Source organism: Pannonibacter sp. SL95, assembly GCF_026672425.1.
GTDB lineage: Bacteria > Pseudomonadota > Alphaproteobacteria > Rhizobiales > Stappiaceae > Pannonibacter.
Genome location: NZ_JAPPRC010000006.1, coordinates 772,702 through 794,530, shown reverse-complemented (window position 1 = coordinate 794,530; position 21,829 = coordinate 772,702). Strand labels below are relative to the sequence as shown.

Sequence of the window (21,829 nt, the reverse complement as noted above, 5' to 3'; positions counted from 1 at the left end):
TGTCGGATTTCAGGGACGACAGCCCCGTCCAACCAGGGCCGGCAGCCCCCCGCCGCGCGACCTTACTTCGCCGCCACCATCACCTCGGCCGGACCGCTGATCGCCTTCTTCTCCAGCGGATCCTCGGTCACGTCGCCGGAAATCGGCGGCAGGTCGAGGATGTCGTGGAACTTTTGCAGCATGTCCAGCGTATGCGGGGCCATTTCATCAATGGCGCCAGGGACATACTGCACCACGCGTGCGGCCAGATCGCGTTCCTTGCGGGTCTTCAGCAACTTGGGCAAGGCTGCCAGAGCGCCGTTGCGGTCGAATTCCACGATCAGCGTCTGTTCGTGGATGATGATCGCGCGCTCCTCGGCGCTGAGCGAACGGAACGGCTCGTCCTCGGTCAGCACATGGGCCGAGCGTTCCAGACGGTCGCGGCGCACATTGCCGCGCGATTCCGCCAGCAGCACCAGCATGCGGATGACCGCCTCGACGAAGCCGCCTTCCTCCACGCGGCGCAGGGCCGATTGCACAACCGGCAAGGCCCTGAGTTCATCCGTGCGCTTGAGCGTGCGCGGACGCACGTGGCCGCGGCCATACCAGCGCGCCCAGGGGGTGCCCCAGATGCCGAAGAAGGCCATCTCGTACCAGGTGTCGCGCAGGTCGCGGACCATGTCGATGGACTGTTCGATCAGGTCGGCGCTCAGCCGCTCCAGCTCGATCAGCGGATTGCTGGCCGGTGCCGGCGCGCGTTCCGCCTTCACCTTCTCGGCCATCTGCTGCAGCGGCTGCACCAGCGGATTGCGGCTGGAGAAGGCGGCGCGCTGCAGCCGCAGCGGATGCAGCACGCGGCCGGCTTCCGCGCTGGCTTCGGTCACGCCGGCCTGCACGAAGGGACGGATCGCCGTGTCATAGACCTCGGCCTGCTGCTCCGACCAGCGGGCGACGGCCGCAAATGGCGTCTCGTCATCACGGCCATCATCCAGCGCCAGAATATCATCCAGCGTCCGCTCGTGGAACGAGACGGTGAAGGTGCGGTTCATCACCTCGCCGGAATAATCGTCGATCTTCATCTCGTAGAGACCGGGAGCCAGCGCCTCGATGGTTTTCATCGTCGAGGCCATCTCGCTGTGCTCTTTCTTGGCAATCGACGAAGACACGAAGATGCCGAGATGCCCGACCTGGTCATGCACCATGTAGAGAATGCGCTGGCCGCGGATCTGGATCTCACTGACGTCCGCGTAGGTGTCCGTGATCCAGTTCAGCGCCTGCTGCGGCGGGGTGATGTTGTCGCCATGGCTGGCGAACACGATGATCGGCGCGCGGATTGCCTTCAGGTCCACATTGCGGCCCGGCTCGATCCGCGCCTCGTTGCGCGCCAGCCGGTTGCCGACGAAGAGCTGTTCGACGATCCAGCGGATCTCGGCCTCGTTCAGCAGGAAATAGCCGCCCCACCAGGTCTCGAACTCGAGGAAGCGCGGGGCTTCCGTGTCCACCTGGGCGTAAAGGTCGACGTATTTGCGGAACAGCGTGCGCGCCGGGTTGAGCAGTTCGAAGTTGGAGACAAGATGCGCGCCGTCGAAGACGCCGTGCCCGATGTCCGCCAGGATCATCGGCATCATCGTGCCGCCCAGAACGCCGGCGTTGTAGCGCATCGGATGGCCACCGACGAGACCGGACCAGGTGTCGACCGGCGCGCCATTCAGCACGATCGGGCCGGTCAGGTCCGGATTGGAGGCCGCCAGCAGCAGGGTCGCCCAGCCGCCCTGGCAGTTGCCGATCACCACCGGACGCGGGGCTTCCGGATGGCGGCGCGTCACCTCGCGCACGAATTCGGCTTCGGCCCGCGTCACGTCGGCCAGCGTCTGGCCTTTTTCCGGCGCGCGGCGGAAGGCGACGAAATAGACCGGATAGCCTTCCTTCAGCGCCACACCGACCTGGCTGTCGGTCTTGAACCCGCCGATACCGGCACCGTGGCCGGCGCGCGGATCAATGATGATGTAGGGGCGTTTGGCCTGATCGATGGTCACGCCAGCCGGCGGCAGGATGCGCAGCAGCATGTAGTTGCAGGGATGCGGCAGGTCCTTGCCGTCGACAACCACCTCGTGGTCATAGATCAGCACCGGCGGGCAACCCTCGGCCTCATGCTTCAGGAAGATGTCGCCGCGCTGGCGCAGCGTGTCGAGCGTCAGCACCATGCGCTGGCTGGCATCGGTGACATAGGCCTTCACGTCATCGGCCAGTGTGCCCTCGGCCTGCCGGGCAGTGAGGTCTGTCGCCAGCTTGGTGAGGTTGTCGAGGCTCTTGCGGGTGCGGGCGTTGTGCGTGCGCGCCATCGCGTCGAGATGGCGCGACGTGCCGCGCAGCATCATCTCGCTCATCGCCGAGAATTCGGCAAACTGGGCGGTGAACACCTTCATCCGTTCGCTCGGCGACCAGGCGGTCGCATCCTGCAGGGACTTCAGCAGATCGCCGTTCGGCGTGTTCAGGGCATCGAAAATGTTGCTCATGGGAGTTCCCTTCAGCCGATGATGCTGTAACCGCCGTCGATGGCATGGACGCCGCCCGTAACGTTGGCGGCCTCACGGCTGGCGAGGAAGGCGGCATAGGCGCCAACGTCCTCGATGGTGGCCAGCAGATGCGTCGGCGCGCGCTCGGCCGCCGCGTTGAGCAGATCGTCAAACTCGGCGATACCGGAGGCTGCGCGGGTCTTCAGCGGTCCGGGCGACAGCGCATGCACCGAGATCCGCTTCGGGCCGAGTTCGGCGGCCGCATAGCGTGTCACCGCTTCCAGCGCGGCCTTCACCGGGCCCATGACGTTGTAGTGCTCGACCACCTTTTCCGCGCCATAGAAGGACACGGTCATGCAGGTGCCGCCTTCGTGCATCAGCGGTTCTGACTTGCGGATGAGGCGCAGGAAGGAATGCACGGAGATGTCCATGGCGAGGCCGAAGCCTTCGGAGGAGCAATCGATCACCCGGCCATGCAGATCGTCCTTCGGGCAGAAGGCGATGGAGTGGACCAGCGTATCGAGACGGCCCCAGCGCCGGCTGATCTCGTCAAACAGCGCTTCGGTCTCGTCGCCGTTGCGCACGTCCAGCGGCGCGATGATCTCGGCGCCCAGCGCTTCGGCCAGCGGCCGCACATGCGGCTCGGCCTTTTCATTCAGATAGGTAATGGCCAAGTCCGCGCCCTGGCGGCGCAACGCCGCGGCAATCCCGTAGGCGATGGACTGGTCGTTGGCGACGCCGACAATCAGCGCTTTCTGACCGGTGAGATCGAACATCTCTGGCACTCCCCTGTGTCGGAACGGACGAACCGAACATAGGAGAGCCTATTGCACTGCAGCAACCGGTTTGTGACGGTTTGCCATAATGCGCATTTCACCGGAGGGGAGCGGAGAGGCCTCAGTTTCCATCTGGCACCCTCTGCGACTGCCCGCGTGCTTCACCCCGCGAAGCTGCCGCCTTCTGCGGCCAGCCGTTCCAGCAGCGCCGCCGGCTTGAACTCCGCCCGGCCGCTCTGCTCGAAGCGGGCCTGCAGGCCGTCGCGGATCTTGGCAAGGCCGATGCTGCCGGCCGCGTGCATCGGGCCGCCGCGCCAGGCCGGGAAGCCGTAGCCGAAGATCCAGATCACGTCGATGTCGCCGGGCCGCTGGGCGATGCCCTCTTCCAGGATGCGCGCACCCTCGTTGATCATCGGATAGAGCAGCCGCTCGACGATCTCCGCAGCCGGGATGCTGCGCCGGGTGATGCCCTCGCGCGCGGCAATCGCCTTGGCCAGGTCCTCGACCTCGCTGTCGGCCAGCGGCTTGCGCTCGCCCGGCTCGTAGCGGTAGAAGCCGCGCCCGGTCTTTTGGCCGAAGCGGCCCTGTTCGCACAGGTGATCGGCGATCTCTGCCGTCTGGCCGAGCGCCTTGCGGGCGCGCCAGGAAATGTCGAGGCCGGCGAGATCGAGCATAGCGAAGGGCCCCATCGGGAAGCCGAAGCCGCTCCAGGCAGCGTCCACCTCGGCCGGGCTCGCGCCCTCGACCAGCAGCGCCTCCAGATCGTTGCGCTGCGCCCGGAGGATGCGGTTGCCGACGAAGCCGTTGCAGACGCCGACCACCACCGGGATCTTGCCGAGCTTGCGGCCCACTTCGACGGCGGCCAGCAGCACGTCCGGCGCCGTCTTTTCGGCCCGCACCACTTCCAGCAGCTTCATGATGTTGGCGGGCGAGAAGAAGTGCATGCCGACCACCGCCTCGGGACGGGAGGTGGCGGCGGCAATCTCGTTCACGTCGAGATAGGAGGTGTTGGTCGCCAGGATCGCGTCCGGCCCGGCCAGCCTGTCGAGATCGGCCATCAGCGTCTTCTTCACGCCCATGTCCTCGAACACCGCCTCGACGATGAGATCGACATTTGCCACGGAGGCCAGATCCAGCGAGCCGGTGATGCGGGCGATCCGCTCGGCCTTCTCGGCCTCGCTCATCCGGCCGCGCGCGACGGTGGAGGAATAGTTCTTGTCGATGTTGCCCTGTCCGCGCGCCAGCGCCTCGGCGCTGGTCTCGATCAGGGTCACCGGATAGCCGGCATTGGCAAAGGCCATGGCAATGCCACCGCCCATGGTGCCTGCGCCGATCACCGCAACCGAGCGCACCGGACGAGCCACCGCATCAGCCGGCAGGCCGTCGATCTTGGCCGCCGCCTTTTCGGCGAAGAAGGCATGACGCAGCGCCTTCGACTGGTCACCGGCCACCAGCGACAGGAATGCGGCGCGCTCCGCCTTCATGCCCGCCTCGAAGTCGAGATCCAGACTGTTGCGCACAGCGGCGACGCAAGCCGCCGGGGCTTCCGCCCCGCGCGCGCCCTTCAGCACCTCGGCTGCTGCTGCCTCGAACGCGTCGCGCCCGGCCCGCGCCGCCTCGAGCCGCGCTTCGTCCCTGGAGAGACCCACCGGCGCCACACCGGAGGCAATCATCTGCTGCGCCAGGGCGCGGGCGGCCGCCACTACATCCTCGGCCACCTCGGTGACGATGCCGAGCTTCAGCGCCTCGGCGCCGCCCACCGGCTCGCCCGAGACGATGAGCTTCACCGCGGTCGCCGGACCGATCAGGCGCGGCAGGCGCTGGGTGCCGCCGGCACCGGGGATCAGGCCGAGCTTCACCTCCGGCAGGCCCATCTTCGCGGACGGTGCAGCGACGCGGGCATGGGCGCCCAGCGCCACTTCCAGTCCGCCGCCCAGCGCCGGTCCATGGATCGCGGCAACGACCGGCTTCGGGCAGGCCTCAATGGCGGCGATGACATCGGGCAGGAACGGCTCGCGCGGCGGCTTGCCGAATTCGGTGATGTCAGCCCCGGCGCAGAAACCGCGTCCGCCCCCCGTCAACACGATGCCTTTGACCGCCGGGTCGGCAGCAGCTTCGGCGAGCGCTGCGACAATGCCGGCGCGCAGCGCCGTGCTCAGCGCATTCACGGGTGGATTGTTCAGCGTCACAAGGGCGAGATCACCCTCCCGTGTCAGGGTCACGACATCGGCGTGGGCGCTTTGCGGCTCGGTCATCGGCGTCTTCACTCCCCCATAAACCTGCTACTCTCCGAGAGAAGGTTTAAGTTTAAAATATTATCTGCACGCTAGGGAGAGCCGGTTGGCCTGTCAACCTGCCGTCGACCCAGACTGCAGGACAAATTCATAGACCGACCGGACGGACAATTCCAGTGCTGCCATGGCCTGGTACCCCCGCAGGCCAGTTCACGCCTTGCGCACCATCCCGCCAACCAGAGGACGCAAGGCAAAGCGGATCTGCTTTTCCAGCTCGACCAGCACGAACAGGGCGACGCCCAGACCAACCACCAGCACCCCGTCGAGGAACGGCACCGACGCGGTGCCGAACACCGCCTGCAGCGGCGGCAGATAGGTGATCGCGAACTGGGCGACCGTGACCAGCGCAATTGTCCACCAGATCACCCGCGTTCCCCGGATCGCCGTCCAGGTGAGCGAGGTGCCATGCAGGTTGCGCACGTTGAACAGGTGGAACACTTCCATCGCGACCAGCGTGTTGACCGCGAGCGTCCGGGCCAGCTCGATCGAGTAGCCCTGCCGGATGGCATAGGTGAAGATGCCGAACACACCGGCCAGCATCAGGCCGGACACGAACAGGATGTGCCAGATCAGCCGGCCATTGATGATCGGCTCGTGACGCGGTCGCGGTGGCCGGGCCATCGTGCCGGTTTCGGTCGGCTCGAAGGCCAGAGCCAGACCCAGGGTCACGGCAGTGATCAGATTGACCCAGAGCACCTGCACGGCCGTCACCGGCAGGGTCAAACCAGCCAACAGGGCAACGACAATCGTCAGGGCCTCGCCCGTGCTGGTCGGCAGATTCCAGGCAATCACCTTCTTGATGTTGTCATAGACCGTGCGCCCCTCGCGCACCGCAGCGACAATCGAAGCAAAGTTGTCGTCGGCGAGCACCAGCTCTGCCGCCTCCCGCGTCGCCTCGCTGCCCTTCTGCCCCATGGCAATCCCGGCATCGGCGCGCTTCAGCGCCGGTGCATCATTGACGCCGTCGCCGGTCATGGCCACGGTCAATCCATACGCCTGCAGCGCCTTCACCAGCGCGAGCTTGTGCCCCGGGCTCGTGCGGGCAAACACATCCGTCTCCAGCACGGCAGCGGCAATCTCCGGCTCGCTCATCCGGTCCAGATCGGCCCCGGTCAGCACCCGGTCCGGATGCTCCAACCCGACCTGACGACCGATGGCTGACGCGGTGACGGCATGATCGCCGGTGATCATCTTGACCGAAATGCCCGCCGCCCGGCATTCGGCGACTGCAGCCACGGCCTCCGGTCTCGGGGGATCGATCAGGCCAACAAGGCCGATCAGATCCGCCCCTTGCAGCAGATCCGCCTGGTCCAGCTCGGCAGTCACCGTCAGCCCGCTCCGGCTGGCGAGTGCCAGAACGCGCTCGCCCCGTGCGGCCAGCAGATTGGCCACCTGATGCCAGTAGGCTTCCTCCAGTGGAACGTTTTCGCCAGCCCCAGTCCGTTCATGGCTGCAGAGCGCCAGAATGGCCTCGGGCGCGCCCTTCAGATGCAGCACCGGCTGGTTGTCCTGAGGCTGATCGAGCGTCGCCATGTAGCGATGCCGGGCGTCGAACGGCACCACGCGCAGCCGCTGCCAACCCTCCTGACTGGCCTCCGGTGCCAGCCCCGCCTTGCCGGCAAAGGCAAGCAGCGCCCCCTCCATCGGGTCGCCTTCCACGCGCCAGGTTCCGTTCACCTGCCGGATCGCCGCGTCATTGCACAGCGCTGCCGCCTCGGCCAGATCCAGCAGCAGCCGGTGATCGCGCGCCTGCTGGCTCTGGTCGCCGAGATGGATCGCGCCATCCGGGGCGTAGCCATCACCGCCGAGGCTGAACACATCGCGGCCCACGGCCACACTCGCCACCATCATCTCGTTGCGCGTCAGCGTGCCGGTCTTGTCCGTGCAGATGACCGAAACGGCGCCCAGCGTCTCGATCGCCGGCAACCGGCGGACAATGGCATTGCGCCGCGCCATCGCCTTGACGCCAACCGCCAGCGTGATCGTCAGCACGGCCGGCAAGCCTTCCGGAATCGCCGCAACCGACAGGCCGACAACAGCCATGAACAGCTCGGTGAAATCGTAGTTCAGGACAAGCGAACCAAAGCCCAGGATGAGCGCGGCCACCGCCAGGATGAAAAAGGTGAGCCAGCGTGCGAACAGGTCCATCTGCGCCACAAGCGGCGTCGTCAGCGTTTCGACCGAGGACAGCATCCGGCTGATGCGGCCGATCTCGGAGTGCTTGCCGGTCGCCACCACCACACCGCCGGCCGTGCCCTGTGTCACCATCGTGCCGCTGTAGGCCATGGAACTGCGATCGCCGAGCGCGGCGTCCACCGACACCGGGGCAATGCCCTTTTCCACGGGCAGCGACTCGCCCGTCAGCAGCGCCTCGTCGATCTGCAGCCGTCCCGCCCACAACAGCCGCAGATCCGCCGGCACCTTGTCGCCAGCTTCCAGCAGCACGATGTCGCCAGGCACAAGGTTTTCGCTGGCAATGGTCTGGCGCATGCCGTCGCGCATCACGGATGCCTTGGGCGCCAGCAGATTGCGGATGGCCGCCATGGCCTGCTCGGCCTTGCCCTCCTGCAGGAAGCCGATGGCCGCGTTGACAACGACGACCGCCAGGATCACGGCAGAATCGATGAAGTGCCCGAGCCCGGCCGTCACCACGGCGGATGCCAGCAGCACATGGATCAGGATGTTGTTGAACTGCGACAGGAACCGCCGGAAGGCAGACCGCTGCGGTGCCTGCGGCAACAGGTTCGCACCGTGTTCGGCAAGGCGCCGCTCTGCTTCCCCAGCTGCAAGTCCCGCCTCCTGCGAAGCCAGTTCCACCAGAACTTTCGCCGCCGCTTCGGCATGGGGAGTGAAGGGAGCCTGGTGCACGTGGGGAGCTAGGGTCATGAAGCCTCCGCGTCATCGCCTGCCCGTCCATCGGGCCGCCGTCCCAACCCTAACAGCGTGTCGATGACAGGCAAATGTTGCGGCGCACTGCAGAAATACCTATGCGACGCCTTGGCTCTTTCCTTTTCGCCCTGAACGCGGTTGAAGGTGAGGCCCTGTATCAGAATTTCTGATATCTCCCTGTTCCGGATCGCATTTGCATGAACACGCAAAACGACGCCAGCCGCCACGGCTCGCATGAAGACGTCTTCGCCCTCGTCATGGGCACGCTGTTCGTTGCCTTCGGCATGCTCATCTGCGCGAAGGCCCAGCTGCTGACGGGCGGTCTCGCCGGCGTTGCCTTGCTGCTGCAATATGTGACCGGCACCGGCTTCTGGATCTTCTTTGCCCTCGTCAACCTGCCCTTCTTCGTCTTCGCGCCGAAGGTGCTCGGCTGGCCCTTCACCCTGCGCAGCCTGCTAGCCGTGGCCATGGTGTCCCTGCTGGCCCGGGCGATCTCGTCCTGGATCGTGATCAGCGAGATCCACCCGCTGTTTGCCGCCATCATGGGTGGGGGTCTCACCGGCACCGGGCTCCTGATGCTGTTCCGCCATGGCACGGCGCTCGGCGGCTTCAACATCCTTGTGCTTTTCCTGCAGAACCGGTTCGGCCTGCGCGCGGGCTACGTGCAGATGGCGCTGGACCTCAGCGTCCTTCTGGCCTCCGCCCTGGTGCTCGCGCCGGCCAATCTCGCCTGGTCCGTGCTCACCGGCGTGCTCGTCAATCTCGTGCTCGCCTTCAACCACCGCCCCGGCCGCTATCAGGCGACCACGGGCCGGATCGGCGGGGCCACCGCGCGCCCGCGCTGACGTATTCGCCAAGGCTGGCGCGATTTGCCAAGCCTGGCGCAAAAAACCAAGACAAGCCTTTCTCCCGGGCGCAGCATGAGGAAGCCAGACCCCGCCACCGGCGGTGAAGAAACTGGGCTTCGACATGCTTCCGACCGGAGAGGACCTGACCTTGAGACGCCTCATTGCAACAGCGGCCATAAGCACACTTCTGGGCACAGCCGCCCTGGCCCATCCGCTGGATGGCCTCACTGCCGACGAATATCTCAGGATCAACGAGATCCTGCGCTCAGCCGGCACCATCGACGACAAGACCCTGTTCCCCTTGATCGAATTGATCGAACCGGCGAAGGCCGACGTGCTGGCCTGGACGCCGGGCACCGCCCTGCCCCGCCGCGCCTCGGTCCAGTTCACCTCGGCCAGCGGCTTCCAGGAAGCGGTGGTCAACATCACCGAGGGCAAGGTCGAGCGCACCAGCGCGCTCGGAGGCCAGCCCATGGTGCTGTTCGACGAGTTCATGGGCGCGCTTGCCGCCGCCACCAGCCACCCGGATATGGTAGCCGGTCTCGCCAAGCGCGACCTGAAGCCAGAGGAGGTGTTCTGCCTGCCGCTCACCGTCGGCAACTTCTTCGAGGCCGAATTCGGCGACACAAGGCTGATGAAGGTGCCCTGCTACAAGCTGCCGGAAGGCTCCAACTTCTATGCCAAGCCGATCGAGGGCCTCTATGCCATCGTCGACCTGCAAAAGAAGGAGGCGCTGAAGGTTATCGACACCGGTGTCGTTCCGGTCCCGCAGGATCCCTGGGGCTACACGGAAGAGGAAATCGCCGCACGCGCGCCGCTGCGCCCGAAGACCAATCCGGCCGTGCTCACCCAACCGGGCGGACCGAACTTCAAGCTCGACGGTAGCCATGTCGAATGGGACATCTGGCGCTTCAATTTCCGCGTCGACAAGCGCCCCGGCCTCGTCGTCTCCAATCTTGATGTCAACGACGCCGGCACCTGGCGCTCGGTGGTCTACCAGGCGCATCTGTCGGAAGTCTTCGTGCCCTACATGGACCCGAGCGAGGGCTGGTACTGGCGCACCTACATGGACTCCGGCGAGTACGGCTTCGGCCTGTTCCTCAGCCCGCTGACGCCGGGCGTCGACTGTCCGGCCTATGCCACCATGCTGCCGGCCACGATCTCGGACGACTTCGGCAAGCCGCTGACCATTCCCAACGCCATCTGCATCTTCGAGCGTGACACCGGTGATCCGGCCTGGCGCCATTTCGAAGTCTTCGCCCAGACACCCGAGACGCCGGTTCCCGCCGAAGGCCGGCCGGCGACGGAGCTGGTCGTCCGCACCGCCTCCGAAGTCGGCAACTACGACTATCTGATCGATTACCGGCTGCAGCAGAACGGCCAGATCTTCATCATGGTCGGGGCCACGGGGCTCGATGCGGTCAAGGGTGTTGCCTCGCGCAGCATGCAGGACCCGACGGCGGCCGAGGACACCCGCTGGGGCACGCTGATCGCCCCCAACCTCGTCGCGGCCAACCACGACCACTATTTCAACTTCCGCATCGACTTCGACATCGACCAGCCGGTGAACCACTTCGCCACCATGGACATCGTCCCGGCGGAGCTTGATCCGGCCGCCCCGCGCAAGTCCATGTGGACCGTGCGCCACACCATGCCCGACAGCGAGATGGATGCCCGCTACAAGCTGAGCGCCATGCAGCCGCGCTACTTCCATCTCTCCAATCCGATGCGGCAAGGCTACCTCGGCCACACGCCCGGCTGGATGATCCACCACGGCAATGTCGCCTACGGCCCGTTCGACTACCAGAACGATGCCCCGTTCAAGCGCAACGCCTACATCGAGTATTCCGTCTGGAACACGGTCTACGATCCGTTGCAGCGCTATGCCGGCGGCCAGTTCGCCATGCAGAGCGACGGATCGGACACGCTGGCCGAATGGGTGAAGAAGGACCGCCCGCTGATGCATCAGGACATCGTCACCTGGTTCACCGCCGGCTTCCATCACATCCCGGCGATGGAGAACTGGCCGGTCATGTCGACCGAGTGGAAGACTGTGCACATCATGCCGCACAACTTCTTTGCCACCAACCCGGCGATGACCCTGCGCAAGTACGACAAGTGACGAGCTAACGCTCCAGCCGGCCCCTCGCCTGCACAGGCAAGGGACCGGCCCGGAGCGTGCCTCCCTCAGCCATTGATCGGCGGCGCCTTGCGGGCCTATAGTCTGACCGTACGGTCGGAAATGGCCCGGAAAAGAGGCTACCGGCTGACCAGAGAGGGAGGAACGCATGGGCCGGAGCCAGTCCCCGTCCAGCCAGGCCGCTGGCATGCCGCGCAGCCGTCATGTCGAGGTCTCGCCGCCCCCCGGTTCGCGCCCCTTGCGCGCGTCCGCCCGTTTCGCCCCGATCCCGGTCGATGCCTATGCCGCCCGCCTGCAGGCCGTCTGCGGTGCCTTTTCCGTCGAGCCGGCCGCGCGCCGCGAGGCCACCGTCGAGGGCGACATCACGCTCCTCTCCGCCGGCGGCATCGACACCGCCATCGTCTCGCTCGACGCCCAGTCGGTTGCCCGCACCGCCCGGATGATCCGTCAGGACCCGGCCGAGCACCTGTTCCTGCTGCTGCAGGACAGCGGCACGTCCGGCATCCGCCAGGGGGACCAGGAGGTCCGTCTGCGCGCCGGGGATCTCTATCTGGCAGACTCCGCCTGTCCGTCCGAATTCATCTACAACGGCCGCCGCTCCCGGCAGATTTCCTTGCACCTGCCGCGCGATCTCGCCCGCCGGCGGCTCGGCGAAACCTGTCTTGGCGGCGTCGGTCTCGACCGCACCGACCCACTCTGCGTCGCCGTGCGCGCGGTCGTGACCAAGCTCCTCTCGCTGGACGCGCCGGCCCAGTCCTCGCTCGGCGAGACCGTTCTCGATCTTCTGGGCGCCTATTTCCATCATTGGGACCGGCAGTCCGCACCGCAGGATCGCCAGCGCGAGAGCCTCTATGCCGAAGCCTGCCGCCTGATTTCCCGCCATGCCTGCGAACCCGGTCTCGACATCGACAGTCTCGCCAGCCGCCTCGGCCTGTCGCGCCGCTCGTTGCAGCGGCATTTCGAGGCCATGGGCGAGACGGTCAGCGCTGTCATCCTGCGCACCCGTCTCGACCTTGCTCACAACCGGCTGCTGGCGCGCCAGGACGGCGAGGACATGAGCTCCATCGCCGCCATCGCCTATGACACTGGCTTCAACGACCTGTCCCACTTCTACCGCACCTTCCGCACCCGCTTCGGCACCGCCCCCGGCGCGGTGCGGGGCTAGTCGGGCAAGAACGGCTTCGGGATCACGCAGGCCTGCGTCCTCACTCGGCGACGGCGCAGCGGGCATTTGTGCGGGTTTTGTAGGCAGCGGCGACTTTCAACGCCAGGGCCAGCGCCAGCAGGATCATGGCCGGAACATAATCCGTGTTGACCACAGCGCGCTTGCCGAAGGCGACCACGAAAGACAGGAACAGGTACCAGCTGCCCGTCATATGCAGCCGCCGCCAGTTTGCCGCCCCCAGCCATCGGACCGCGCGGTCGCTGGACGTTGCCGCCATGGCCGCGATGAAGAGATAGGCAATCACGCCGCTGCCGATGGTCACCGGGTTGGTCAATTGACCGAAGAGCACTGGGTCGAGGTACGCAAGCGCCAGAATGCCGGCAAGATGCCAGCCGTGCGAGATCGCAAACCCGAGACCCAGGGCCGGGCGGCGGCCGATCAGGGCCTGGCTGCCGGCCCCTGGCGCCAGGCGAGCCAGCGCGCTGGCAACGAATGCCAGAAGAAACAGGACAAGGGAGGTGCGCGCGGTCCATCGGATGACCAGCCGCGCTGCCTCCACGTCCGTCGACGCGGCGATTGCCAAAACCGCCGCCATCGCAGTCAACATCAGCCCCAGAAGGCCCACCAGCCGCCACCCCGTCACCATCCCGTTCATTCCTGCCTCCATTGGCTCCAGACTTCGATGTAATCAGTGATTACACTTCGTCGGAGCTCAGGCAATGAATGTAATCAGTGATTACAAGATCGTGATGACCTGTTACTGTGACGTCATGACTGAATCCGACTCCAAGGCGCCGGCACGGCGCAGCTATCACCACGGCAATCTCGTCGAAGACCTGATTGCCGCGACCATCCGGCTGATCGAGGAGCGTGGGGTCGAGGCTGTTTCCGTGCGCGAGGTGGCCAAACAGGCCGGAGTGTCGCCCGGGGCCCCGTTCCGGCATTTTCCGACCAAGACTGCGTTGCTGACCGCGGTGGCCGAGCAGGCGATTTCGCGCCTGACCCAGTCAGTGGCCGATGCGCTCGCCCGCGCGCCGGCGGCGGATCCGCTCGCCGGGCTTCGCGCCATTGGTGAGGGCTATCTTGCCTGGGCGCTGGCCAACCCGACGCATTTTCAGGTGATCAGCTCGCGCACGCTGATCGACTTTCACGGGTCGGAGCGCCTGACCCAGGAGAACGAGGCACTCCGGGAGCTGATTGCCGAGTTCATCGCGGACGCGCGCATCCGCGCCATCCTGCGCCCCGACATCGAGGCCGAGGATCTCATCTACATGGCCCGCGCCTTCATCTATGGCACGGTGCGGATGTGGATTGATGGGCATTACCCGGAATGGCGCATCACCCGCCCGCCCGAAGAGGCAATGCGGCGCACGCTCGACCTGTTCATCTCGCTGCTGCGCCATCCTTGATCATGTCGACCTGCCTTAGCCAATGTCAGCTTTTATCTTTCCGATAGTCTCTTGGCATGTGTTGGAATAGGGGCATAACTCGGACATGGGAACTGCAGATGACATGCTCGTGGTCTTCGACACCGATTGCTTGATGTGCTCGGGTTGGGTGCATTTCATTTTGCGCCATGAACGACACCCGACCTCGACCTTTATTTCGGCTTGGTCAAAAGCGGGTCTTGCCCTTGCCGCAGAGCATGGCCTCACGGCCGAGAGCCTGGACCGGACCTACCTCGTCGTCTTAGAGGGAAAACCCCTGATCAAATCCGACGCCACGCGTGCAATACTGGATCGGCTGCACGCCCCTTGGCGGTGGGCCAACGCCTTACGGTTTCTACCGCGGATGTGGCGCGACTGGTTCTATGATCGCATGGCACGCAATCGCTACCGTTGGTTCGGGCGAAAAGACCAGTGCTTCTGGCCCCCAAATGGACAAAGTGAGCGGTTCGTTCAAGGGCCGCCGCGGTCAACGATTGTCCCAGATCATCAGTAACCCGCCTTGGGGCCGAAGCGAAAACCGCGGTTCGGGTTTGGGGAATGCCCCTACCAAGCGGGGGTGAAAGGCACGAAGCAGTTCGGCAGCGATTATCGACACCTCCTTCAGCGCGAACTTATGTCCGGTGCATGCCCGAGGACCCGCGCTGAATGGGATATTGGCAAAGAAGGGCCATGTGGGGGCAGACAGGAACCGCTCTGGTCTGAAAGCGTCGGGTTGATCGAAGAACCTTGGATCACGGCCTGTCATGAAGGGAACTATCTGAAGCAAGTCCCCCTTCCTGACGGGCACGCCCGCAACATCGACGTCGCTTTTCGCCTGCCTCAGAAACAAGGTATATCCGGGTGGAAAAAGCCTGAGAGCTTCTTCGATGCAGGCCAGAAGAAACGGCATCTGTTGTACGTCATGCGTTTGGGCAACCTCGTTTTGGCAGCGTGAAAGAGTCCCAGGATGCTCCGCCAAGAGCGCAAAGACCCAGGACAAGGCAGCACCGGACGTCTCGTGACCGGCGATCAACAAGCTCATTGCATCGTCGCAGATCTCTTGCCTGTCGCCGCCATGTGTCTCGATCAGCACTTGCAAGAGGTCATCCCCGGGCGGTCCTTTCAGCCTGTCGTCCACCAACCGCCGGACGAGGTCGCGCATGAAGCTCATCGCGGCCTTCTTCCGACGCTTGCCTTGAAGCGGCAGGTAATCCGGCAAGGTGATCGGGCTTGCGCATTCGCTGAAGGCGACCTCCGACAAGACCTTGATGTGATGGGACACCTGGTCCATACCTTCCGAAAATCCACCACCGAAAAGGGTCCGCAGTGCGACGTCAAGGGCAATCTGCGCAAAAGTCTCATCGGCATCAAGGTGAACTGCGCCATCTGCCCGTGCCAGGTCGGACAGGCGCCGGACCCAATCCAGCGCAACTTGCCTGAACACGGCCTCATAGGTCGGCATCTTGCGCTGAGCGAAGGCAGGGAGAACCTTCCGGCGCCTGTCATGCCAGCTTTTTCCCTCGGCGATAAATAGACTTTCTCCATTCCATTGCCGCAACACCTTCATCATGCGCTCGAAGCGGATGAAGGTTTCGGACTTGGTCGCGAGAACCACTTCGATCTGGTCCGGGTGAAAAAACAACCATGACTGATAGGGACCAAGCCGCAGGCGGATGGCATCCCCGTACCGGCTTCGCATCGCTGCGTAAAAGCCAAGTTGATCGCGCCTGATCCAGATCAGGGTGTCGATGCCGAGGAGCCGCGCCGATGGGCCGTTCATCTCTGGCCTTTCAAGATCCATCCGCTCAACGACCTTGCGGGCAAAGCGAGCAACAGCCAAGCATGACCGACAAGCGCATAGGCAAAGTTCTTGTGCATGGCTGCGGCGGCAATGGCACACGAGCGGTCGAAATCAAAGACATTGTCTGGGTTCTCATAACGGGGAAGCGGGTCATCTGACCACTGGATCCGAAGCTGGGTCGCCGAGCACAGCCAAAGCGCAACCCGACGATGCAGCCGGGATGATGCGTCAAGGTGCAACGTAGCGCACGTCTTCAGCGATGGATGCCAGCGCGGGAACCATTCGGGAACCTTCGCCTTGTAATCGGGCCACCCAACGGGGAAGCGCTTCAACAGATCATTCCGATGATGCCACCGGACCATCCCTTGAACGAAAACCCAGGCCATCAAGGACGCAGCCATGACCCAGATGTTGTGCAGGAACGCTCCCAGGACCAGCCAACTCAATGCTGCAGAAAGCTGCATCGGGTTAGACAGATAGGCGTATATTCCCGTGCTCACGAGCCGCTTCGTTGGATCAAGCGGAATGGGGGTGCCCTGTCCTTGCAGGCAAAGGCTTTGGTTGGCAGCGATCCCGATCAGCGAAGTGATCGCAAGCAATCCCGTCGTAAGGACTATGGTCCATGTCGGCCTGTCGAGCACATCCCATGTGCCTCCCATGGCCTTCATGATGAGCGAGGGGATGACGACGAAGATCATGCCGCCCGTCATGATGGCCAGCAGCGCGCATCTGAACGGCAGCTGCGTGTCAGTCTCTGTCCATTTGGCTAGGTAGATCGCAGGAAGATGCGCCGTCGCAAAGACGAAGAGGACGCCAAGAAACCAATTCGGGCCGGCGAATACCAGAGGCTCCAATGAGCTGAAAATGGCTCCATGCAATCCGATGATGACGGGAAGAAGCAGGATCAGCGGGCGGGTGTTCGGAAAAGAGAAGTACAGACCCGGCCCGAAGAGGATCGCTCCCCCGATGATGACGTCGGCGGGCAAGCCGTTCACCATCAATGCATCCCAGCCATAGTGCCACCATCCGCTCCATAAAGCCAAGGAATGGCCGACAAAGATCGCGGCAACACCGTAGAGAAATGCGAAAAAGCCGGCGATTTGTGCCCGTTTCGTCAGGTTTCGCAGAAATACCATCAAAAGCATCAGGCAAACTGGGCCCAGCAACAAGACCCACCGTAACAGGATCATCCATGGTTCCGACAGGGATAACGCAATCATTTCAGCAGTCTTTGTAGAATTTTTACCTTGATCATCAGAGGCATCCTTGTTTCGAAGATTTCAACGATCAGAAATACGATCGGAAAACCAAGCGCTAGATGCAACCCGAAACTGGGCAAAGCAATTATGAGCAATATCTGGATCATGGCGCCCATCTGCATGAGGGCGCCTTCTTGCGTGGACACATCACGGCGCAAGGCCAAGAATGCAAATGCGAGACCGGGCATGATCACGGTGAGCGGAAAGGCCAGAACCTCCGACGGGTCACCGTTGGCAATATCGGCAACTGCCGAATAGCCTCGCAAGAAAACTAGGCCTGAGGCGAGGAAAACCATGAGTTGGACGACGGGTGACTTTAATCTGTACATGCGCTTAGATTGCACCTTGCAATCGACAGGGCAATCCTGATCTCATCGTTGGGAAGGGTTCCAAAGCGGCCTTTCTCAGATGATGACGAAGGCAGTCTTGCCGAATTGGGCGTCGCACGCCAAGATTGGGCGCCAGGCTCGTCAAAGTCCAAGCAAGACAGTCTGCTTTGTTCACTAAGGCGTCGTACCTTCGCGGATGCTTAGGGTCCACTTTCCTGCCGCTCGGCTTGATCGCTTGCTACAAGCAGAAACGGTTCGATTGCTGTTCCATGCCGTACAAACCGGACGGGGATCCAACTCCGAACACTGACCTCAGATACCTATTCTATTGCAGGGCATTACGATCTGGATACCAAATGACGGAGCCACCAGGTGCAGAGAATGTCGGCCCTGAGAGATGGATTTCTGCCGTCCTGGCGACTGCGCCATTGATCAGATTCAGCCCCCCCGGAAACAACGCAATTCTCCGCCCTATGCCGGATCGGGAGATGGTCTTTTTAAGGGATAATGGCGGAGGAAATGCCGAATGCAGTTGGACCTTCCCTGCAATAAAATCAGCAAATCCAAATATATTTAAGCGCTCAAGGCGTCCTGTCATCTCTCGCCCATAGCATCCTGGATTGTACGGACGATAGGATCAAAGAAATAACTGATGATCGGGCGTTCATCGGTGGTAACGTCGATTATTGAGGTCATACCTGGGCGCAGCGAGAAACGGGCGCCGCCCGCTGTCAGGAATGCCTGATCCGGGGTGATCCGGACGATGTACGCCCATTGTTTGTCTGTGACCTCAGTTGAGTCTGCCGCAATGTCTGTAACCCTTGCTTTCAGAAAGCCAAAGCGTTCGGACGGATAGGCATCGAGGCGAATATTGGCTTGCTGGCCCTCGACCAGAAAACCGATATCCGAGTTCGAGAATGTTCCTTCGATCTCAACCGCAAATGCGGTCGGCACGACTCGAAGTAATTCGGTGCCTGCTTCGGCTATCCCTCCAACAGTAAATACCGAGAGCTTATCAACGACGCCCCCAGTTGGGGCCAGAAGCCTGGTCGAGGCCAATCGCCGCGAGGCGGTCTTCGCTTCTTCGGTCAGGGTCGCAAGCCGTGCTTCGATCTCGGTCTTTCTCTCGGCCAGAGTGTTTTTCAGATCCGCGACGGTTCGGCGTCGCTGGCTTTCCAGCGCAGTGCGTTCTGCGGCTTTCTGGTCAAGTTCCGCCAGATAGACGTCCCGCTGGAGCTCCAGTTCGGTGAAGGTTTGCTGCACATCCAGAAAGGCGGCGCGGCTGGTGGTTCCCTGCTGCACCAACTTCGTGGCATTGCGAAGGCGTTCGGCCTGGATTTGCAAAGTTGCATCCAGGCGGTCGATGTTGGCCGACGTTACGGCTTCCGACTTTCGATTAGCTTCTTCGCGCGCGGTCAGTTGAGAAAGCGATGCAAGGTAATCCTCCAGTTCGGTGTCTAGAAGGCGGCGCTGGTCGGCTGCGAAAGGGTGGCTTGCAAAGGGCGCGGGCAAGAAAAAGCCCTACTGAGCCGTTGCAAGAAAATCCTCGGATTGAGGCACCAGCGCCAATGCTGCGAACATGGCATCTATGCGCGCCTTTTCGATGGTCAGCCGGACCTGTTCGGCTTGCACCTTTCCAAGCTCGGCCGTGGCATCTGTACGGTCGAGCTCAATTAGGATGTCGCCCTTACCGACAGTCATGCCGTTCTGGACATGAATAGCCGCGATCCGCCCGGAAAACTCCGGTTGGATGACCTGAACTCGGGTTATCGGAACCACCCGTCCCTGACCGCGCGCCACCACTTCAACTTTGAATATGAACGACATGAGAAGGATCGCGAAAAACACGCAAATCGTAAAAAGAATGGTTACATGCAATGTGGGTGAGGCAACGCGTCCATTTGATGAAAGATCGGTCATTTGAGGGCCTCAAAATCAATGATCTGATCCGGATCAGCAAAGATGTCTGGGCTGTGAGTTATGATGATCAACGTTGCCTCGGACTTGAGCGCCCGCAACTCGGCCGCCATCCTACGTTGCGATGCTCCATCAAGCGCACTGGTCGGTTCATCCAGAACGATGACCTTTGGTCGCCGCACAAGAGCACGAGCGATGGCAACACGTTGGCGCTGCCCCCCCGAGAGGGCGGAACCGCGTTCACCGACATAGGTGTCGAGGCCAAGCGGCAGTTGCTCGACCAGACGATCGGCAGCCGAAATGCGCAGTGCTCTTGCGATCATGTCGTCAGAGGCTCCGACGACGCCAAGTGTCAGGTTGTCTCGCAAGGTACCAGAGAACAGGTAGGGTTCCTGCGGCACGTAAGCGATCCTGGTTCTGACATCGTGCGGCTCGAAACGCGTGATATTCTCGCCGTCCAAAGTCACCTCGCCGGAGTCTGGCACGTCGATACCAGACGCAAGGCGACCAAATGTCGACTTGCCAACACCTGAGGGCCCGATGACGAGTGTCATGGAATTGGGCTCGGCCACGAAGTCGAAACCTTTCAATACCGGTGCAGAGGGCTGATAGGAGAAATCGACGGCATGAAATTTTAGCTGCCCTTTCAGATTTGCAGGAAGTTTAGGCAATGCATCGAAAGGCTCAGTGGGGCAGTTGACAACATCGCCAAGTCTTTGCCGCGAAACCCGGATATTCTGCCAGCTTTCCCAAAGATTTGAAAAATTTCTGATTGGTCCGGTTACTTTAGCGGCAAGCAAGTGGAATGCGATTAAATCGCCAAGTGTCATCCGGCCGGCAAACACAAACTGTGCGCCGAAAAATATGATGCTGATCGTGATCGCTCGATCGAGCACGAACAGCATCTTTTCATTCCAGAGGTGCAAAATGCCGACGCGGTAGCTTGCCTGCAGGTTGGCGTACAGTGTTCGGTCAAGCCGCTCCAGCATTGGGCCTTCGGCACTGAGCGCTTTTACCGCGGCGATACCTGAGATGTTCTCGACCATCTGAGTCTGATGTGCAGCCCCTGCATCAAACTGTAAACGCAGCTGGCGACGAAGGAAGGGACCGAAGCCGATGTAAATCAGTATCTGAAGCGGCATTGCCGCCAAGATGATTACGGTCAACGGAACCGAAAGAGTAAGCAGTACACCTACGTAAACGACGACGAACAGCAGATCGAGAAAAACGCCGGTCGTCGTGCCGACGAGAAAGGCACGGATCGAGTCTGTCTCGCTGATCCGAGCAATGATCTCGCCCACCGACCATTTGAAAAAATTGTTGAAGGGGAGCTTGAAGAGGTGGTCGAAAATCCGCGCGCCGAATTCCCTTGTGACTTGGTTCGCCGTCAGCATGCCAAGGACTTGGGACAGGACTTCGAAGCCGAGCTGGAACAGGCTGACGGCCACGAAGATCGCGACGACGACGACCAGCGAAGCTTCTCGCTGGAATGGCAGAATGCGGTCGATGATGACCTGGAAGATGAAGGGCTCCACCAGGCCAATCAAACGCAGGCAGATCGCAAGGAACACCAGTTCTGTGTAGAGTGGAGTGAACTTCCACAGCGTCTTTCCGAACCAGGAAAGCGGAATCTCGCTGATCCTGTCTTTGTCTTGCACTCTCATCGGCACTTGGCTGCTTCCGCCGGGGAAGTGATCACGCACGCACCAGGCAGGGCTTTGGCGTCGGGAGATACTGCCAGAATGATCAGCTCTTCCGCTTTGGGGAAGGCCGATGCCGCTCGGGCCCGCACGGTTGCCTCGGTGACCTTTTTCGAAAGCGATGACAATGTCAGCGCGAAATTAGGATCCTGCCCGTCCATCATGGCCATCAAGGCTGCGAAGGACGCTGCGCCAGGGCGCCTTTTCGTCTGTTCAGCAATTGCCTCAAGGGGCCGCTTGCGCGCGTCAAGGTCGCCCATCCTCGGCGCGTGAATGAAGCCGGAATAGGCCGTTCGGACGACTGCTTCCGCCTCTGCGAGCTTGGCGGTTTCAACCTCGCCCGACAAAGCCACGACACGCAGCTCGCGCGTGTAGGCATCCAGGCCTGCTGCAAAGCCGTAACTGGCGCGCAACCCAGTTCTGACGGCATCGAACAGGACGCTCTTGTCATCGCCGCCAAGCGCATTGGTTAGCAGAATGTCTTCCAGTTCACTCCCCTGGCTCGTCGGTGGCAACGGTCCCAGGAAGACAAGTGCAGATGTCCTGGCTTCTGGCACATGCAGCAGGATGCGTATTGGGGTGAAGTCAGCGCTTGCCGCAGACGCACTTGCCGGCACGCCCTCAGGGAGGCCAGATAGCAGCGCGTCAACTGCCTTGCCCGCAACCTCCGTGCTGATGTCTCCGGCAATCACGACTTTTGCGTCCGTGCGAACCACTGTCTGCCGGTGCCATTCCACAACGTCGGCACGTGTCGCCTTGGTGATCACTTCAGGTGGATCGAGGGACAAG

The 21,829-nt window shown here is 62.6% G+C and carries 17 protein-coding genes; 5 read left to right on the top strand and 12 right to left on the bottom strand.

Going from position 1 to position 21,829, the window contains the following annotated elements; translation table 11 throughout:
• Positions 1-62: 62 nt before the first annotated feature.
• The 4 genes from OVA12_RS20700 to OVA12_RS20685 form a co-directional block, all read right to left on the bottom strand.
• Positions 63-2,495 (bottom strand): DUF3141 domain-containing protein, encoded by a 2,433-nt coding sequence (locus OVA12_RS20700; RefSeq protein ID WP_268140538.1) that lies wholly within the window; start codon positions 2,493-2,495, stop codon positions 63-65.
• 11 nt (positions 2,496-2,506) lie between these two features.
• Entirely contained in the window at positions 2,507-3,271 is a 765-nt protein-coding gene (gene fabI / locus OVA12_RS20695; RefSeq protein ID WP_268140537.1) for an enoyl-ACP reductase FabI, read from the bottom strand.
• 161 nt (positions 3,272-3,432) lie between these two features.
• Positions 3,433-5,526, bottom strand: coding sequence for a 3-hydroxyacyl-CoA dehydrogenase NAD-binding domain-containing protein (locus OVA12_RS20690; RefSeq protein WP_268140536.1), 2,094 nt, complete (start codon positions 5,524-5,526; stop codon positions 3,433-3,435).
• A 189-nt stretch (positions 5,527-5,715) separates the two neighbouring features.
• Entirely contained in the window at positions 5,716-8,451 is a 2,736-nt protein-coding gene (locus tag OVA12_RS20685; RefSeq protein WP_268140535.1) for a cation-transporting P-type ATPase, read from the bottom strand.
• A gap of 200 nt (positions 8,452-8,651) precedes the next feature.
• On the opposite strand from OVA12_RS20685, the gene OVA12_RS20680 reads away from it, so the two are divergent.
• From OVA12_RS20680 to OVA12_RS20670, 3 genes are all read left to right on the top strand, one after another.
• The gene (locus tag OVA12_RS20680; RefSeq protein WP_268140534.1) at positions 8,652-9,299 is read left to right on the top strand and encodes a YitT family protein; all 648 of its coding nucleotides are present in this window, start codon (positions 8,652-8,654) and stop codon (positions 9,297-9,299) included.
• A 124-nt stretch (positions 9,300-9,423) separates the two neighbouring features.
• A complete protein-coding gene (locus OVA12_RS20675; RefSeq protein WP_268140533.1) occupies positions 9,424-11,424 on the top strand; it encodes a copper amine oxidase in 2,001 nt (666 codons plus the stop codon).
• Positions 11,425-11,590: 166 nt separating this feature from the next.
• Complete coding sequence (locus tag OVA12_RS20670; protein ID WP_268140532.1) at positions 11,591-12,607, top strand: helix-turn-helix domain-containing protein; 1,017 nt, start codon at positions 11,591-11,593, stop codon at positions 12,605-12,607.
• Positions 12,608-12,647: 40 nt separating this feature from the next.
• On the opposite strand, the gene OVA12_RS20665 is transcribed toward OVA12_RS20670, so the two are convergent.
• Positions 12,648-13,262 carry a hypothetical protein gene (locus OVA12_RS20665; protein WP_268140531.1) on the bottom strand — a complete coding sequence of 205 codons (615 nt, stop codon included), beginning with the start codon at positions 13,260-13,262 and terminating at the stop codon, positions 12,648-12,650.
• Between the two features lie 115 nt (positions 13,263-13,377).
• Between OVA12_RS20665 and OVA12_RS20660 the strand changes: the two genes are divergently transcribed.
• Positions 13,378-14,016 (top strand): TetR/AcrR family transcriptional regulator, encoded by a 639-nt coding sequence (locus OVA12_RS20660; RefSeq protein WP_268140530.1) that lies wholly within the window; start codon positions 13,378-13,380, stop codon positions 14,014-14,016.
• An 85-nt stretch (positions 14,017-14,101) separates the two neighbouring features.
• Positions 14,102-14,548, top strand: coding sequence for a thiol-disulfide oxidoreductase DCC family protein (locus OVA12_RS24020; RefSeq protein ID WP_442793906.1), 447 nt, complete (start codon positions 14,102-14,104; stop codon positions 14,546-14,548).
• On the opposite strand, the gene OVA12_RS20655 is transcribed toward OVA12_RS24020, so the two are convergent.
• The 7 genes from OVA12_RS20655 to OVA12_RS20625 all read right to left on the bottom strand — a co-directional run bounded on the left by OVA12_RS20655 (position 14,522) and on the right by OVA12_RS20625 (position 21,807).
• Entirely contained in the window at positions 14,522-15,835 is a 1,314-nt protein-coding gene (locus OVA12_RS20655) for a cytochrome P450 (protein ID WP_268140529.1), read from the bottom strand. The two genes, OVA12_RS24020 and OVA12_RS20655, sit on opposite strands and share 27 nt — an antisense overlap.
• Positions 15,811-17,025, bottom strand: a complete 1,215-nt coding sequence (locus OVA12_RS20650; RefSeq protein ID WP_268140528.1) for a methyltransferase family protein — start codon at positions 17,023-17,025, stop codon at positions 15,811-15,813. Before OVA12_RS20650 ends, OVA12_RS20655 begins: the two co-directional genes overlap by 25 nt.
• 26 nt (positions 17,026-17,051) lie before the next feature.
• Entirely contained in the window at positions 17,052-17,390 is a 339-nt protein-coding gene (locus OVA12_RS20645; protein WP_268140527.1) for a hypothetical protein, read from the bottom strand.
• 627 nt (positions 17,391-18,017) lie between these two features.
• Positions 18,018-18,935, bottom strand: a complete 918-nt coding sequence (locus OVA12_RS20640; RefSeq protein WP_268140526.1) for an HlyD family type I secretion periplasmic adaptor subunit — start codon at positions 18,933-18,935, stop codon at positions 18,018-18,020.
• Positions 18,936-18,944: 9 nt separating this feature from the next.
• Positions 18,945-19,343 carry a biotin/lipoyl-binding protein gene (locus OVA12_RS20635; protein ID WP_268140525.1) on the bottom strand — a complete coding sequence of 133 codons (399 nt, stop codon included), beginning with the start codon at positions 19,341-19,343 and terminating at the stop codon, positions 18,945-18,947.
• Positions 19,340-21,004, bottom strand: coding sequence for a peptidase domain-containing ABC transporter (locus OVA12_RS20630; protein WP_442793905.1), 1,665 nt, complete (start codon positions 21,002-21,004; stop codon positions 19,340-19,342). Before OVA12_RS20630 ends, OVA12_RS20635 begins: the two co-directional genes overlap by 4 nt.
• Positions 21,001-21,807: an insulinase family protein gene (locus OVA12_RS20625; RefSeq protein WP_268140523.1), complete on the bottom strand. Its 807-nt coding sequence runs from the start codon at positions 21,805-21,807 to the stop codon at positions 21,001-21,003. Before OVA12_RS20625 ends, OVA12_RS20630 begins: the two co-directional genes overlap by 4 nt.
• Between the last annotated feature and the right edge of the window lie 22 nt (positions 21,808-21,829).